Annotated in this window: 9 protein-coding genes; all 9 read right to left on the minus strand. The window is 73.1% G+C overall.

Features of this window, described 5'->3' with window-relative positions; all coding sequences use genetic code 11:
• Nucleotides 1-20: 20 nt before the first annotated feature.
• The gene (locus ABZS77_RS04015) at nt 21-1,421 is read right to left on the minus strand and encodes a condensation domain-containing protein (RefSeq protein ID WP_354816699.1); all 1,401 of its coding nucleotides are present in this window, start codon (nt 1,419-1,421) and stop codon (nt 21-23) included.
• On the minus strand, nt 1,418-3,229 hold the full coding sequence (locus tag ABZS77_RS04020) for an ABC transporter ATP-binding protein (RefSeq protein WP_354816702.1): 1,812 nt from the start codon (nt 3,227-3,229) through the stop codon (nt 1,418-1,420). The genes ABZS77_RS04015 and ABZS77_RS04020 overlap by 4 nt, the downstream gene beginning before the upstream one ends.
• Nucleotides 3,226-4,947: an ABC transporter ATP-binding protein gene (locus ABZS77_RS04025; protein WP_354816705.1), complete on the minus strand. Its 1,722-nt coding sequence runs from the start codon at nt 4,945-4,947 to the stop codon at nt 3,226-3,228. Before ABZS77_RS04025 ends, ABZS77_RS04020 begins: the two co-directional genes overlap by 4 nt.
• 72 nt (nt 4,948-5,019) lie before the next feature.
• Nucleotides 5,020-6,591: an amino acid adenylation domain-containing protein gene (locus tag ABZS77_RS04030; protein ID WP_354816708.1), complete on the minus strand. Its 1,572-nt coding sequence runs from the start codon at nt 6,589-6,591 to the stop codon at nt 5,020-5,022.
• Nucleotides 6,588-7,493, minus strand: a complete 906-nt coding sequence (locus ABZS77_RS04035) for a hypothetical protein (protein WP_354816711.1) — start codon at nt 7,491-7,493, stop codon at nt 6,588-6,590. The genes ABZS77_RS04030 and ABZS77_RS04035 overlap by 4 nt, the downstream gene beginning before the upstream one ends.
• On the minus strand, nt 7,493-8,845 hold the full coding sequence (lysA, locus tag ABZS77_RS04040) for a diaminopimelate decarboxylase (protein ID WP_354816714.1): 1,353 nt from the start codon (nt 8,843-8,845) through the stop codon (nt 7,493-7,495). Before lysA ends, ABZS77_RS04035 begins: the two co-directional genes overlap by 1 nt.
• 28 nt (nt 8,846-8,873) lie before the next feature.
• Nucleotides 8,874-9,866 (minus strand): 2,3-diaminopropionate biosynthesis protein SbnB, encoded by a 993-nt coding sequence (sbnB, locus tag ABZS77_RS04045; protein ID WP_354816717.1) that lies wholly within the window; start codon nt 9,864-9,866, stop codon nt 8,874-8,876.
• Between the two features lie 34 nt (nt 9,867-9,900).
• Nucleotides 9,901-10,857 carry a 2,3-diaminopropionate biosynthesis protein SbnA gene (gene sbnA / locus ABZS77_RS04050; RefSeq protein ID WP_354816720.1) on the minus strand — a complete coding sequence of 319 codons (957 nt, stop codon included), beginning with the start codon at nt 10,855-10,857 and terminating at the stop codon, nt 9,901-9,903.
• Entirely contained in the window at nt 10,836-17,267 is a 6,432-nt protein-coding gene (locus ABZS77_RS04055) for an amino acid adenylation domain-containing protein (RefSeq protein ID WP_354816723.1), read from the minus strand. The genes sbnA and ABZS77_RS04055 overlap by 22 nt, the downstream gene beginning before the upstream one ends.
• Between the last annotated feature and the right edge of the window lies 1 nt (nt 17,268).

The following is a 17,268-nucleotide window of genomic DNA, read 5'->3' on the forward strand; positions in this document are numbered from 1 at the left end:
ATTGCTCGGTGGTGGTGCGCTCAGACATCCAGGCTGTCGATCCGGCGATCGAGGTCTCCGGCGAACTTCCGGACGGCCCGGGTGAAGGCCGAGGCGAGGTCCTCGATGTCGGCGCGGTCGCAGATGTCGGCGCGGTACGTGATCTCGCCCCGCAGGCCGTCCGGCCCCGGGGCGAGGGAGACGGTCAGGTCGCTGACCGTCCCGTCGACGGGCAGCTCCTCCACCTCGATCCGCAGCCCCGGCCAGTCGGCCGTCCCCTCCCGTTCGGCGTCCTGGAGCACGAACGTCACCGGGACCATGGGCGGGACGGTGGTGTCGCGGTGCGGCTCCAGGTGGTCGACCAGCTCCGGGAAGGGGTAGTGCTGGTGCTCGTACGCCTCGACCGCCACGTCGCGGACCCGGCCGAGCAGCTCACCGAGGGTGGGGTCGCCGCCGAGGTCGACGCGCAGCACCACCAGGTTGACGAAGTAGCCGATCAGGTGCCGGGTGTACGGCAGCGGGCGGTTCGCCATCGGCGAGCCGATCAGCAGGTCCGTCGCGCCGGTGCGCCGGGACAGCACCACCGCGAACGCGGCGAGCAGCACCATGAACGGGGTGACCTGGGCCCGTCGGCACGTCTCGTCCAGCGCCGTGGCCGTCGTGGCGTCCACGCCCACGGGCACCGGCGTGCCGGGGGTGGCCGCGTAGGGCTGCCGGGGCTTCGTCGCCAGGTCCACAGGCGCCGGCAGGTCGGCCAGCCGGGTCAGCCAGTGGTCCCGGGTACGGCGGCACTCCTCGCCCGCCAGCCACTCCTGGTGCCAGCGGGCGTAGTCACCGAAGGTCCCGCCGAGGGCGGGCAGGTCGACCGGCTGGCCGGTCAACTCGGCCTGGTAGCAGGCGCCCAGCTCACGCAGGAACACCCCGACCGACCAACCGTCGAAGACGATGTGGTGGGTCACCACGAGCAGCACGTGCTCGTCGGCCGTGAGGCGTACCGCAGTCACCCGCAGCAGCGGGCCGGAGGCCAGGTCGAAGCTCTGCTCCGACCCGGACCGGAGGACCTCCCGCAGCTCGCGATCCCGGTCCGGCCCGGGTCGCGTCGACAGGTCCACCACCCGCAGCGGGGCGGTGGGCCCCTGGAACCGCTGCACCGGCTCGTCGTCGTCGGCGTCGAAGACCGCGCGCAGCGCCTCCTGGCGGGCCACCACGGCGGCGAGCGCGCGGTCCAGCGCGTCGAGGTCGAGGTGGCCGTGCAGCCGGTAGGCGATCGGGACGGTGTACTGCGACGACCCCGGGTCGAGCTGGTCGATCACCCACAGCCCCGACTGGGCGCCGGTCAGCGGGGCTTCGGCCCGTTCGCCGCCGGCCGGGGCCGGAGCGGTCGGCAGGGTGGTCCGGAGCTGCCGCAGCAGGAGCGAGCGCCGGTCGGAGCGGGCGGTCATCGCGACACGACCTCGCCGTCGAGGTGCCCGTCGGTCTCCGTCCGGCCGTCCACGCTGTCGTCAGCCGTGTTGTGCCGCAGTTCGGCGACCGTCTCCCGCAGTTCGTCGTAGCTGCCCTGGGCGACAACGACGCCGTCGCGGAGCACGATCACCCGGTCGGCCATCGCCAGTGCGGTCTCCCGGTGCGACACCGCCAGGCAGGTCGCCTCCGGGTCCGCCTTGATCCGCCGCCAGAGCTCCCGCTCGGTGTTCACGTCGAGCGCGCTGGAGATGTCGTCGAAGACCAGCAGGTCCGGCTGGCGGATCATCATCTGCGCGGCCGCCACCCGCTGGACCTGTCCACCCGAGAGGGTGGTGCCCCGGGGGCCGACGCGCGTCTGGAGTCCGTCCGGCATGACGTCCAGGTCCCGGTCGAGGACCGCCCGGTGGATCGCCTGCCGCAGTTCCTCGTCGGAGGCGTCCGAGCCGGCGCGGATGTTCTCCTCCACCGTGCCGGTCACCAGGTGCGGAACCTGCGGCGTGTACGCGCACCGGGGCGGTACGAACCCGGTGGCCGGGTCGTCCACCGTCCGGCCGTTCCACCTGATGGTCCCCTCGTCCGTGGGGAGGAGGCCCAGCAGGGCCCGCAGCAGGGTCGTCTTGCCGGAGCCCACACTGCCCGTCACCACCACCAGCTCGCCCCGGCGCACCTCCAGGTCCACGCCGGAGACACCGCGCCCGGAGCTGGGATGGCGGTACGCCAGACCGTCGACGCGCAGGGACTCCAGCCGGTCCAGTTCGCTCTCCGGCTGCCGGGGGCGGGGCGTGCCCGGACCGGGCAGGATCTGCGCGGACGCCACCACCGCCGGCATCCCCGCGTCGCCCTGGACGACCTCGTCGAGACGCTCGAGCGAGACGCTCGCCTGCTTGTACGCGGCGAGGCTCTGGCTGAACAGCGCGGTGAACTCGGTGATCCAGCCCAGGTAGGAGACGAACAGGACCACGTCACCGACGGTCAGGGTGCCCCGGTCGATCCGGCTCGCCGCCAGCAGCAGGACCAGACCGGCGCCGAGACCGGAGGTGCTGCTCCACACGGAACCGAGGAACACCTGGGAGAACATCCGGCTGCGCAGGCTCCGGGCCCGACGCGTCTCGCTGACATCGCGGACCCGGTCGGTCACCCGGTCCACGGCGTTGGCCAGCTGGATCGCCTGAACCGCCCGGAACAGCTCGCGGAGCAGGCTGCTCACCTCTCCGGCCGCCGTCCGGCTCTGCGCGTGGTAGCGCTTGATCTGGGTGCTGGTGAAGGTGATGAGCGCACCCGCCGCGAACATCGGCAGCGCCACGATGACCGTCATGGTCAGGTCGATGCTGGCCATGATGGCGAGCGCCACGATCGCCTGCACCGCCGAGCCGATCACGACCATGTTCGCGATCAGCATGTCCGCCACGGCCTGCGAGTCCGCCGTGATCCGGTTGACGGTGCCGCCCGTGGTGTTCGGCAGGGTCTGCGCGCCGGGCCGGCGGAAGATGCGGTCGAGCGCGTTACGCACCAGCAGGCCGTTGGTCATGCTGCTGGTACGGCCGTCGACGGCGACGCTCGCGAACAGGGCCGTGACCCGCGCGAGGACCGCGCCGATGAGCAGCGCGAAGAGCAACCAGAGGCCCGTGGTGAGACCCGGCGAGCCGCTGAGCCGGTCGAAGACCTCCCGGACCACGAGCGCCGGGATCAGCGGGAAGCCGCTGCGCAGGATCTGCAGGAAGGCGTTGAGCGCGTACCAGCCCGGCGCGAACCGGATCAGCGCGAACGTCGCCCGGATGGTGCTCATGCCTTGCCTCCTGAGAGCAGCGCGGCGAACCGCGAGTCGGGATCCGCCGCCAGCGCGCTCCGGTCGCCGCTCTCCCGCACGCGCCCGTCCTCGAGGATGAGGATGCGGTCGAGCCGCCGCACGGTCTTGAGCCGGTGGGCCACCACGATGCCGGTACGTCCGTCGAGCAGGCGGGTGGTGGCCTCCTCGACCATCTGCTCGGTCGACGGGTCCAGCCGGGAGGACGCCTCGTCCAGCACCACCACGTCCGGGTCGTCGAGGAACGCGCGGGTGAGCGCGACGAGCTGGGCCTCGCCCGCCGAGAGGCTGCCGCCGCCGTCGGTGAGCACCGTGTCCAGTCCGTCCGGCAGGCCCGCGTACCAGTCGGTCAGGTGCAGCTCGGCCAGCGCGGCGAGGATCCGCTCGTCGGGGACCGTGGCGTCGAAGAGGGTGAGGTTGTCCCGCAGGGAGGCGTGGAAGAGCTGGACGTCCTGGGTGACCATCGAGATCCGGGACCGCAGCTGCTCCAGGGTGAACTCCCGTACGTCGACGCCGCCGAGGCGTACCGTGCCGGCGTTGACGTCGTGGTCGCGGCAGAGCAGGCGGGTGATCGTGGTCTTGCCGCTGCCGGTCCGGCCCAGCAGGCCCAGGGTCTGCGCCGGGGCGAGCCGGAAGGACACGTCGCTCAGCGCCTGCTGCCGTTCCCCGTAGCCGAAGTCGACGCCTGTGAACTCGACCTCCGCGGCGCCGCGCGGGACGTCCCGACCGGGGCCGGACGGTACGCGCGTCTCGGTGCCGGTGAGCTCGCTGATCCGGGCGATGCTCGCGCCGGCGCGCTGGAGGCCGTCCATGTGCATGGTGACGACAGTCAGGCTGAGGCTGAGCAGCTGCGTGTAGTAGTAGCCGAGGTAGATCTGGCCGAGGGTGATCGACTTGCCGGGCAGCAGGTACGCCCCCAGCGCGAGCACGCCGGTACCGGCCAGCGCGACCATCACCTCCAGCAGGCTGGAGGCGTACCGGGAAGCCACCATGCTGGCCCTGGTGCGCTCCACCAGTTCGGCGATCTTCTCGTACAGCTGGTGGAACATGTGTCGCCGGCCGCCGTTGGCGACGATGCTCTCGCGCGCGGCCAGCCGCTCCTCCACGAAGCTGGACAGGTCGGCGCGGGTCTCGCGCAGCGCCCGGGAACGGGGCATCGCGATGCGCTGGGTCCGCCGCAGGATGACCACCACGGAGAGCGCGAACGCCAGCAGCAGCAGGCCGATGCGGTAGTCGGCCACGAACGCCAGCACGATGATGCCGATCGCGAGCAGCAGCCGGCCGATCACCGCGAACACGAAGAACGACAGGAACTCGTGCAGCTCGGCCACGTCCCCGTCCACCCGCTCCATCAGCTCGCCAGGGGTGCGGGAGCGGTGGAAGGAGAGGTCCAGCGAGAGGCAGTGCCGGGTCAGGTCGGTGCGGATCGCGTTGGTGGACCGCCAGCCGACGTCCTCGGCGAGGTAGCCGGCGAAGCCCATCACGATCGGTCGGGCCAACGTGAACAGCATGAAGACCAGGGCGATGCTGGTCAGCGCCTCGATGCTGGCCGCGTTCTGCACGCCGTCGATGAACTTGCTCATCCACATCGGCGCGACGAGTTCGAGCGCGATGTTGGCGAACAGCAGCGCCATGAGCACGGCGAGCTTGGGCCCCTGCGGCCGGAGGTATCTCCGCAGGAGGTGCTTGTGTTGTTGCACTCGGCAAACCTTCTCTCTCGTGCGGCCGGGTCGGCGGTGACCGGGTGCGGGGTCGCGCGGGCGACCCGACCGTCAGGACGGCGTGGCCGGTCCGACCCGCGCCACCGCGCCGGCGCGCCGGGTTCCGGCGGCAGGCCTGCGGCTGACGGACGACAGCGCGGCCCGGTCGACCTTGCCGGAGGCGGTCAGCGGCACCGCGTCGATGGACTCGAACCTGGCGGGCATCATGTGCGCCGGGAGCATCTCCTCGCAGCGGGTCCGTGCCAGGCGCTCGTCGAACCCGTCTCCGGGCACCACGTAGGCGACCAGGAACTGGCCGCCGGCGCGCCCGTTGACCACCTCGACGACCGCGTCCCGGACGCCGCCGACCCTGCGCAGCACCGCTTCGATCTCGCCCAGCTCGATCCGGAAGCCGCGCACCTTGACCTGACGGTCGGCGCGGCCCAGGTACTGCAACTGCCCGTCCGGCAGTCGACGGGCCAGGTCACCGGAGCGGTACCAGCGGACGCCGTCGCGCTCGACGAAACGCTCCGCGGTCAGCTCCGGGCGTCGCAGGTAGCCGACCCCGACGCCCGCGCCGGACACCCACATCTCACCTGTCGCGCCGTCCGGCAAGGGCGTGCCGTCCTCGTCCCGCACCTCGACGGTGAGGTGGGGCAGCGGGACGCCGATCGGTGAGCGGTCGGTGCCGTCCAGGGCTGCGGCGTCGAGTTCCTTGTACGTGACGTGCACGGTGGTCTCGGTGATCCCGTACATGTTCACCGCCACCGGGCGGCCGTCCGCCGGAAGCGCGTTCAGGAAGCGGGCCGTGGTGTCGAGGTCGACGGCCTCCCCGCCGAAGACGAGCCGGCGCAGGGCCAGTGCCGGGTGGCCGGCGGCGGTGTGCGCCTGGACCAGCGCCCGGAACACCGAGGGCACCTGGTTGAGCACCGTGACCCGGTCCCGGATCAGCAGCTCGACGAACTCGTCGGGGTCGACCGAGGCGATGGGGTCGACGATGACCACGGTGCCGCCGGTGGTGAGCGGGCCCCAGAGCTCCCACACCGAGAAGTCGAAGTTCATCGAGTGGAACAGGGTCCAGCGGTCGTCCGGACCCACGTCGAAGAGCGGCAGGGCGGCGGCGAGCAACGACACCACGTTGCGGTGCGTGATGACGCAGCCCTTGGGCCGCCCGGTCGACCCGGACGTGTAGATCACGTACGCGTGGTCGTCCGGGCCGGGTACGGGCAGGTCCGCCATCGGCACCGGCGCGTGGCCGCGGACCGGCACGCCGGTCGCGGAGATCGCCCGCTCGTCGTCGGGTACGCCCACGACGCAGCCGATCTCCGCCTCGTCGATCATGAGGCGGAGCCGCTCGGCCGGGTAGTGCGGGTCGAGCGGCACGTAGGCGGCGCCAGCGAGCATGATGCCGAGCACGGCGACCGGGACGTCGACCGTCCGGGTCACCTGTAGCCCGACCATGTCACCGGGACGGACGCCCCGCCGCCCCAGCTCCGCGGCGAGCCCCCGGGCCGCCGCGTCGACCTCGGCGTACGTCAGCGACTCCGGTCCGCAGAGCACGGCCGTGGCGTCGGGGCGTTCCGCGCGGCGACGGGCGAACAGTTCCGGCAGCGAGACGTCGGGCGACCCCCACTCCCCGGTCACGAGTGCACCCGCAGGTCCTCGGGGCGCGACCCGCACACCGTGGTGACCATGGTCAGCTCGCTGCCGTCCTCGGTCAGGTCGAGGGTCACCCCGACCTGACCGAGCTGCCCGGTCGACTCGACGTGGGTGCCGCCGCACGGCACGCGTACGGCGCCGTCCGGCAGCTCGCACACCCAGGTGCGGCGGTCCTCGACGAGCGCGCCACCGACGTCGACTCGTACCGCCGCGTCCGCCCGGACCCACTCGCGGAGCCGGTCCTGGACCGTGCGCGCCACGTCCGGGAGGGCGGCCCGCAGGTCGTCGGCGCGGAAACCCTTGCGGCGCAACGACTTGCCCAGGCGGTAGCGGTCCACCGAACCGTTCACGCCGATCCGGGAGAGGCTCAGCGCGGCGGCGTCGAAGTCGGGCACCCCACGGACGTCCCGGCGGTCCACCTTCGTCCAGAAGTCGCTCGTCGCCTCGTTGATGGCGAGGCTGACCAGCTCACAGGCGGTGTGCCCGGCAGACAGGCCAACCCGCCGGGCCGGGTCGACCACGCACTCGACCGGCTGACCGACCAGGTCGGCCCCCGACTCGGGGACCACGTGCACGACGAACCAGAGCCAACCGTCGTCGCCCCGCCGGGCCGGGATGTCCGCTCCGGTGAGCAGCGCCCCACCGGAGCGGGGCGCCGCGCCGATCACGCAGTCGACCACGGGGAGTTCCCGGTCGCCGAGGACCAGGGTGCCGTGGTCGGCCGGGTGGTCGGGCCAGGTGTGGTCGACCGGGTGGAACGAGGTCTCCCGGCAGATGACACCGCTTCGCCCGTCGTCGTACGGCAGCACCGCGAGCACCTGCGAGCGGGTCCTGGTCCCACCCGCCGGGAAGGTGATCCTGGTCGAGGTGTCCAACTCAGCGTGCATCAGCCGACATCCAGTCCGAAGAGGTCGTCGAAGGTCTCACCCCGGATGATCAGTCGCGCGACGCCGTCGGCGACGGCGACCACCGGCGGCCGGGGTACGTGGTTGAAGTTGTTGCTCAGGCTCCGGCAGTACGCCCCGGTGGCGGGGACGGCGACCAGGTCACCCACCCGCAGGTCCTCCGGGAGGTCGTCGTCGCGGACGATCACGTCGCCCGCGTCGCAGTGCCGGCCGACCACGCGCACCCGCATTCCGGGGGCGGCGGAGTCCCGGTCGGCGATCACCGCCGTGTAGACGCCGTCGTAGAGCGGGGGCCTGATGTTGTCGCTCATCCCACCGTCCACCGCCACGTACGTCCGCAGCCCCGGCAGGTGCTTGATGGTGCCGACCCGGTAGATGGTGCAGCCCGACGGGCCGCTGATCGCCCGACCCGGTTCGATCGCCAACCGGGGTACGCGCAGGCCCTCTGCCGCGCAGGCCCGCTCGACGGTGCCCCGCAGCCGCGCGGCGAGCGCCTCCGCCGGCAGCGCCTGGTGTTCCGGCAGGTATGCGATGCCGAACCCGCCGCCCAGGCTCAGCTCCGGCAGCTCGCCGCCGAGCACCGCCGACAACTCCTTGAGCAGGACCACCGCCCGCTCCGCGCCGACCTCGAACTCCCGGGTCCCGAGGATCTGGGAGCCCAGGTGGATGTGCAGGCCCCGCAGGTCGAGGACGTCGGCCGCGGCGATCTCCTCGACCGCCCGACGGGCCGCGCCGGCCGCCACCGAGAAGCCGAACTTCTGGTCCTCGTGGGCGGTGGCGATGTTGTCGTGGGTGTCCGGCCGTACCCCGACCGTCGCCCGGACCAGGACCGCCGGACGCACGCCCTGCTCCCGGGCCAGTTCGGTGAGCCGCGCGACCTCGTCGAAGGAGTCCAGGACGATCCGACCGACGCCGTGCTCGACCGCCAGGCTCAACTCGGTGGCCGACTTGTTGTTGCCGTGCAGCACGATGCGCTGGGCGGGGAATCCGGCGGAGAGCGCCAGCCGAAGTTCCCCCTCGGTGCACACGTCCAGGCTGAGGCCGGTCTCGGCGACGATCCGCGCGACCGCCCGGCACAGGAAGGACTTGCCGGCGTAGTAGATGTCGAAGTCGGCGAAGGCGGTCCGGAAATCCGCGCAGCGGGCCCGGAACTCCGCCTCGTCGAAGACGTACGCGGGCGTGCCGTAGGTCTCGGCGATCTCGGTCAACGCGACCCCGCCCACGGTGACCACGCCGTCCTCGCGACGCGCGGCGCCGCGGGGCCAGATGGTGGGAACCAGCGCGTTGGCGTCGGTACGCGCGACGTCCGGCGCGTCCAGGCCGATGGTTGTCATGCTCTGCCTCTCTGTAGGTGTCGCCGGGTCAGCCGCGGGTGGCGGGGACGGCGAAGTCCGGCACGACCGTCAACCGGCCGCCGCGCCGTGCCTCGGCCAGGACGAACGAACCGAGGGCCAGGTCGAGCACGCCCATCCCGAAGGGCGAGAAGATGCTCGGTCGCTCCGGGTCGAGGACGACCCGGCCCTCCAGCAGGGCCGCCATGTCGCCGTTGACGAAGTCCCTGTTCCCGGTGAGCTGCTCCGCCAGGTGCGGCGAGGTGTTGGCCTTCAGGCAGTGGTCGATGTCGTCGACCACGTTGTCCGCCGCCAGCAGCACCTCGGGGGCGAGGTCGCGCAGGGACAGGTGCAGCACGATCTGGCCGGCCCGGAACCGTCGCTCCGGCCCGATGTGCGGGGTGAGCGCGGTGGTGGCCAGCACCACCACGTCGGCGTCCAGCGCCTCGTCGGCGGTTGCCGCCGAGGCGACGACGCCCTGCCGCAGACCGGCGGCGAAGCGTTCCGCGGCGGCCCGGTCGGTGTCGTGGCACCGCACGTCGTCCATGGGCACACCCACGTGGGCGAGGAAGCCGAGCGTCTCGCGGGAGATCACCCCGCAGCCGACCACGCCCACGCTGCCGGCGGCGCGGCCGCCGAGCAGGTCGCAGGCGAGGGCCGCCGAGGCGGCGGTTCGCGCGGAGCTGATCCGGGCGCTCTCCAGCACGGCCACCGGAACGCCGGTCCGGTAGTCGTTCAGCACCAGGACCGCCGAGGCCCGGGGCAACCCCAGCGACCGGTTGGCCGGGAAGCTGGAGATCCACTTGATACCGACGGTCGGCTCGTCGCCGTCGACGAAGGCGGGCAGGGCGATGATGCGCGAGTCGGGCTTGTCGGGGAACCGCAGGAAGTAGCTGTCCGGGTTCACCGTCCGACCCGCCGCGTGGGCCAGGTACGCGTCACGCACGCGGTCCAGGACGGCGTCCTCGTGACCGTCCAGCACCTCGTCCACCACGGAGCGGGACACCACGGCGAAGTCAGTCATCGCGGGAAAGGTCCTTTCGTCGTACCGGAAGATGTCAGTCACCGACGACGTCGGGACCGAAGTGACGCCGCACCCAGGCGTTGCAGTAGATGTTGTCGAGGTAGCGCTCGCCCATGTCCGGTGAGATCACCAGCACCCGGCTGTCCGCCTCGATCAGCTGGGCGACGGTGAGCACTCCGGCGAGGGCGAGCCCGGACGATCCGCCGAGCAGCAGACCGTAGCGGCTGGCGATCTGTCGGCAGAGCCGGATCGCGTCCGCCTCCGACACCACCACCTTGTGGAAGGAGTCGTCGTCCCGGAACAGTTCGGGCAGGCGGCTGGCCCCGGCGCCGGGGAGCCAGCGCTTGCTCGCCCGGCCCCCGAAGATCACCGAACCGACCGCGTCCACGGCGACCAGCCGGGTCGGCGCCGAGATCTCCCGCAGGTGGGCGGCGAGACCCATCAGCGTGCCGGAGCTGCCGACGGTGACGAACAGCCAGTCCGGCAGCCCGAACTCCGCCACGATCTCCGGGCCGGTGTTGCACTGGTGCGCCGCCGCGTTCGCCGGGTTCGCGTACTGGTTGGGCCAGACCAGCGACGGCGTACGGGACAGCGCCTCGTGGATGTAGGCGATCCGGTTGCGCAGGTAGCCACCGTTGTCGTCGCGACGGTCGACGACGACGATGTCGGCACCGAGCGCCCGCATGTAGCGGACCGACTGCGGGTTGGTGTTCGGGTCCGTGACGAGGGTTATCCGGTAGCCGCGGGCGGCGCAGATCGAGGCCAGCGCGACACCGAGGTTGCCGGAGGTCGACTCGATCAGGTGCGATCCGGGGCCGATCCGACCCTCGGCCTCCAGGGCGTCGATCATGGCGAGCGCGGTGCGGTGCTTGATGGAGCCGGTCACCGTGAGGCCTTCGAGTTTGACGAAGGTGCTCGCGTGCGGCAACAGGTCGGGCAGCTCGACGTACTGCCGGGCGATCGTCCCGGTCAGCGGCGGCCGGACTGGCATTCGGTGCTCACATCCTCTCCGCTGTCGTTCGGCACCGGCCGGTCACGTCCGGCCGCCCCTCGGGCGGCGGCGGCCACGGCGTCGGGACGGGTCGCCTGCAGGTAGTGGCCGCCGTGGTCAAGTTCGACGATCTGCACGTCGGCGATGAGCTCCCGCCAGTCGGCGGCCCGGTCGGTGTGCCCCGCCGTCACCGGGTCGTCGGCCGCGAGCAGCACCGTCGTCGGGGCGTCGAGCCGGTGCGCCGCCGGTTCGCGCAGCGCCTCGGCGAGGTAGGCCCGGGAGGCCACCAGGTCCATCCGCAGGGCGACAGCCATCTCCCGCCGATCACTCTCGTCCAACACGTCGGCCCAGGCGAACCCGGTGTGCCCGACGAGCCAGTCGACCGCCTCGTCGTCACTGAGCGGAAGCACGTCGTCGGCCTGTCCGGTGCGGTCGTACTCGCCGAGCACCTTGCCGATCAGCACCAGTCGTCCGGCCGGTCGGCCCCGGCGTTGCAGGGCGAGCGCGGTGGCCAGGGCCAGCGCGCACCCGGCGGAGTGACCGACCAGCATGATCTCGCCGGGCACCTCGGCCACCAGCGCCCCGGCGGCGCGCTCGGCCAGGGCGGCCACCCCGGGGTGCGCCCGCCGGTCGTCGGCGGAGCGCCCGGGCAGGTCGACGGCGTACGTGCGAGCCGGGCGGGGCAGCGCGGCGGCGGCCCGGGCGATCTGCAGGGCGCTGATCGGACCGCCCGCCGCGAACGGGACGTACACGAGGGCGTCGTCTCCGGCCACCGGACTGCGGCTGATGGACGCGATGTCGACCAGGAGTGGCCGGCTCGCCCGGGTCGACGCCAGCCGTCCGGCGAGGGCGCGGGCGTCGGGGTGGTGGGTCAGCTCGGCGACCAGGCCGGCGTCGCCCAACCGGGCGGCCACCCGCATCGCGGCCAGCGAGTGCCCGCCCAGTTCGAAGAAGCTGTCGGTGGCGCCGACCTGCCCGACGGGCAGGTCGAGCACCTCGGCGAAGACGCGCACCAGTTCGGCCTCGGCGGGGGTCGCCGGCGGCTCCCGCCGGGCGTCCGGCTGCCCGGTCGGCACCAGCCCGGTGAGAGCCCGGCGGTCCACCTTGCCGTTCGCGGTCAGCGGGAGGGCTTCCAACCGGAGCACCAGATCCGGGATCATGTAGTGCGGCAGCCGGGCCGCCAGGCCGGCCAGCACCGTCCGGTCGTTCTCCGCCGCCGTGCCGGTGTGGAAGGCCACCAGCCGGTGCCGTTCGGCCGCTCGGTCCACGACGACCACCGGGTTGGCGACGCCCGGTTGCGCGGCGAGGGCGGCCTCCACCTCGGTCAGCTCGACCCGGTAGCCCCTGATCTTGACCTGGTGGTCGCTGCGGCCTGCGACGTCCAACGTGCCGTCGGGCAGCCAGCGCCCGATGTCGCCGGTGCGGTAGAGCACGGGGGACAGGTCGTCGTACGCGTTGGGCACGAAGACGGCGGCGGTGCGCTGCGGGTCGTTGACGTAGCCGAGACCCACCCCGGCGCCGGTGACCCCGACGTCGCCGAAGGTGCCCACCGGCAGCAGCCGGCCGTCCGGGCCCGTGACGTGGATACCGGTGTTGCGGACCGGGGTGCCCACCGGCACCCGGTCGCCGTCCACCGGTCCCCGCACCACGTGGTGCGTCACGTCGTCGGACGCCTCCGTCGGCCCGTACGCGTTGACCAACGGCACGTCGTAGCGGGCGAACCACCGGTGCGTGAGTCGGGGCGGGAACGCCTCCCCGGTGACCAGCATCCAGCGCAGGTCCGGCAGTGGCGTCGGGGCGTCACCGGCCACCGCGAGCAGGGCGTCCAGGTAGGACGGAACGGTCTCGGCGACGGTGATCCGGTCCGCCCGCAGCCGCGCCGCGAAGCCACCGAGGTCGGTGACGGCCGCGTCGTCGTAGACGACGGTTCGACCACCGACCAGCCACGCCACCAGGAGCTGCCACACGGAGATGTCGAAACACTGGGGGGCGACCTGGGACACCCGGTCGACGGCGGTCAGACCGAGGTCCTCGATCTTGGCGGCGAGGTGGTTGAGCATGCCGCTGTGCCGCAGCACCGCGCCCTTGGGCTCGCCGGTGGAGCCGGAGGTGAAGATGACGTACGCGGGGTCATCCGGGCGGGGGCCGCGCGGCGCCGGCGTGGTCCGCGCCGCCGCGTCGGTGAACGCCCCCTCGACGGCGATGATTCGCGGCTCGTCGGTGCCGCCGCCCAGCGGCCCGAGGCGCGCGACGAGGTCCCCGGAGGTCAACACGTGCCGCGCCCGGGTCCGGGTCAGCATGGCGCGCAGGCGCTCGGTCGGGTCGTCCGGCTCCTGCGGCAGGTAGACAGCCGCGCAGCGCAGCACCCCGAGCACGGCCACCGCCCAGTCGAGACCGCGTCGCATCGGCACCGCCACCACGTCCCCGGGCCGCACCCCGGAACGGACCAGCAGGTCGGCGACCTGCGCGGAGCGGCGCTCCAACGCGGCGTAGTCCAGGTGGTCGGCCCCGCAGCTCACGGCCACCGCGTCCGGCCGCTCGCCGGCCCGGTCGACGATCACGTCGACTGCCGTCCGGTCCGGCAACTCCCGCACCGCGCCCTGGTGCTCGGCGGTGACGAAGCGCAACTCCGACCCGGACATCAGGGTCCGGGCGCTCAGGTCGGCCTGCGGCGTGCCGGTGGCCAGCTCCAGCGCCCGTACGTAGTAACCCGCCAACCGGCCCATCTGCTCGTCGTCGAACTGGCGCCCGTCGTGGTGCAGGGCCAAGCCCAGCTCGTCGGTCACGCCGTCCTGCCAGAACTCGGCCCGGAACGGGAAGCCGGTGCGGCTGAAGATGGCGGTGCGGCTCAACCGCACGCCCCACGAGTCGCGCAGCTCCCGCAGGACGTGGAAGTGGGTGAAGTTGAAGACCGCCTCGAACAACGGCTCGCGGCGGCGCTGGTCCTGGATCATCCGGCTCATCGGGTACCGCCGGTACGGCAGCAGCTCCGTCTCCGCCGCGTACGCCGCACGGACCAGGTCGGCCCAACTGCCTCCCGCGCAGCGCAGGCGTACCGGGACCGTGTTGAGGAACAGGCCGGCCACCGACTCGCCGCCGGGCTCCTCGGCGCGTCCGCTGTGCTCGTAGCCGGTCAGCACGTCCTCGGTGCCGGTCACGAAGCCGAGCACGGCCACGTGCACGGCGAGCAGGACGGACTTGACCGGCACCCGCAGCTCGCCGGCCAGCCGCACCACCGCGGCCGACAGGCCGTCCGGTAGCGGCACGTCGCGCATGACCAGGCGTGGACGGTCCACGCCCGCGCCGGTCCCGATCCGGGGCAGCTGGGTCGGGGTGCTGCCGGCCAGCAGACGCTGCCAGAAGGCACGCTGCCCCTCGTCGGCGACCGCGGCCCGCTCCAGAGCGAGGAACCGGTCGTACCCGGGGTGCGCGCCGGGCTCGACGGTGTCGTCGGCGCCCAGGTAGGCGCGGAAGAGGTCCCGGATGACCGTGCTGACGCTCCACCCGTCGAGGGCTGCCGCGTGGTAGCTCAGGTGCAGGTAGAACTCGTCCTCACGCCGGTGCACGATCACCCGGAACAGGTCGGGCTGCCCGGGTCGCATCGGCCGGCCCAGCTCGACCCGCGCCACGTCGGCCACGGTCCGTTCCCAGTCCGCGTCGGCCCGGCCCCGCAGGTCCACCACCGACAGCTCCGGCCGGGCGTCGCGGTGCACCAGCTGGACCGGCTCGCTGAACCCCTCGGTGTGCAGGGAGGTCCGCAGCATCGGGTGCCGCCGGGCCACCTGGTCCAGGGCACGCCGGAAGCCCGCCTCGTCGAACCCGCCGGCCACCCGGAAGGTGGCCACGTCGTGGTAGAGGTCGTCCTCCCCGGTGGCCACGTCGTAGAGGATGCCGGCCTGAAGGGCGCCGAGCGGGTACGCGTCCTCCACCTCGGGCGGCAGCAGCGCGCGGTCCGCCGGCGCGAGCAGCGTGAACGGCTCGGTCGCCCGGTCCGCCTCCACCTCGTACGGGCGGACCAACTCGGCCAGCTCGGCGATCGTCGGATGGGCGAACAGTTCCTGGAAGCTCAGGTCGAGGCCGGCGGCCCGGAGCGCGGCGAGCACGGTGATGAACCGGATCGAGTCGCCGCCCAGGCTGAAGAAGTTGTCCCGGATGCCCACCCGGTCCCGGCCGAGCGCGGTCCGCCAGACCTCGGCCAGCAACTGCTCGCGCGGCGTTCGCGGCGCCTCCCAGCGGGTCTCCTCCGCGACCCGTACGAGCCGGGTCAGCGCCGCCAGGTCCCGCTTTCCGTTGGCCGTGGTGGGGATCTCCGGCACCACGGTGATCGACGACGGCACCATGTAGGCGGGCAGCGCCGCGGCGAGCCGCGCCCGTACCTCGTCCACGTCGACCTCGCCGCCGGCGACGAGGCAGAGGACCAGGGTGGGGTTGTCGCCGTCGCCGCGGACGAACGCCACGCACCGTCCGACCCCGGCCACCCGGCCCGCGACGTGCTCGATCTCGCCGAGTTCGATCCGGTAGCCCCGCAGTTTGACCTGACCGTCGATGCGCCCCAGGAACTCCAGCGAGCCGTCGGACCGCCACCGCGCGAGGTCCCCGGTGCGGTACATCCGCTCGCCGGTGCCCGTCGGGTCGGGCACGAAGGCCGCCGCGGTCAGCGCCGGATCGTTGACGTAGCCACGGGCGAGGCCGACGCCGGCGATGTGCAGTTCGCCGGGTACGCCGACCGGCGTCGGCGCGCCGGTCGGGTCCAGCACGGACAGCCGGATGTTGTCGATGGGCCGTCCCAGCGGCACCGGCCGGTCCAGCGGCAGATCGGTGCAGTCCTGGACGCTGACGTCGATGGCGGCCTCGGTCGGGCCGTAGAGGTTGGTCAGGGTGGCGTCGCAGCGCTTGCCGATCTCCGCGCGGAAGGCGGCGACCTGGCCGGCGGTCAACGCCTCACCGCTGGCGAAGACCTGCCGCAGGGTGCCGAGCCGGGTGTCGTCCCCGCCGGTGGCCAGGTGCTGGGTGAAGCCGTGGAGCATGGCCGGCACGAAGTGCATGGTGGTCACGCCGTACCTGTCGATCCAGGCGCCGATCCGCGCCGGATCGCGTTCGTCGCCGTTCGGCAGGCAGGCCACCGCGGCGCCCGCGAACGACCACCAGAACAGTTCCCACACCGACACGTCGAAACTGGTGGAGGTCTTGTGCAGGATGACGTCCCCGGCGGCCAGCGGGTGGGCCCGCTGCATCCAGGCGATCCGGTTCACCACCGCGCGGTGGCTCACCCCGACACCCTTCGGACGCCCGGTCGAGCCGGACGTGAAGATGACGTAGCAGAGGTCGTCCGGGCCGACCGGGACCGCCGGGTCGGTGACCGGACCCGCCCACACCGTGGCGTCGTCGACGTCGACCCTCTCCACGGCGGGCGGCGGCGCCTCCCCGGTGCGTCTGTCCACCACCACGAGCCGGCAGCCGGCGCGGTCGAGCATCGCCGTGGCGCGGTCGCGCGGCGTCTCCGGGTCGAGCGGCAGGTAGGCCGCACCCGCCCGGAGGATGGCGTGCGCGGCGACGATGAACTCCGCCGACCGGCCCAGGCAGATGCCCACCACGTCGCCCCGGACGATCCCCCGGTCCCGCAGGCGGTGGGCGAGCTGGTTGGCCCGCCGGTCGAGGTCGGCGTAGGTCAGGTCCGCGTCGAGGACGGCCAGCGTCGCCGGCCGGTCCCGCGCCTGCCGGGGCAGGAAGTCGTGCAGGACGGCACGGTCGGGAAAGGGCGCGGCGGTCTCGTTGACCGCCGCCACCAGGTCCCGGTCGGCCGAGGTCGGCCCGCACACCGCCGCGACGGGCGAGTGCACGTCCGTGGCCGCCGCCGCGACGGCGGCCCCGAAGGTGTCGAGCAGGCGTTCGGCGGTGCCGGCCAGGAAGAGGTCGGCACGGTAGGTGAGCCGCACGGTGGACGGATCGTCGGTGCGAACCGCGAGGTGGAGCGTCGCACCGGCCGCCGCCGCGGTCTCGAACGGCAGGTCACCGTCCACCCCGACCGCGAGGTCGGTGACCGCGGGGCCGTCCGCCGGCGACCCGACCAGCACTCCCCGCAGCGCCTCCCGGGTGGCGACCAGCAGACGGGCGATCGGCTCGGTGACCACCACCGGCACCGTCACGGGCACCGCGCCGCCCGCGAGGCCGGACGGGTCGGCGGTCAGCACGCTGACCGTACGCCGGCCGGTGGAGCGGGCCAGGACGATCGCGGCGGTGGTCAGCGCCACCACCCGGGTGAGGACGGCGTCGCCGCGGGTCAGCCGGGACAGCCCGTCTCCGACCTCGCCGGGGTGGGCGCGGTCGATCTCCGCGTACCGGGGCGATCCACCGGTGGGCAGCAGGTCGCGGGGCAGCAGGGCCGGCCCGGTGTCGTTGTCGCTCGCCATG

Source organism: Micromonospora sp. NPDC005298, assembly GCF_040607375.1.
GTDB lineage: Bacteria > Actinomycetota > Actinomycetes > Mycobacteriales > Micromonosporaceae > Micromonospora.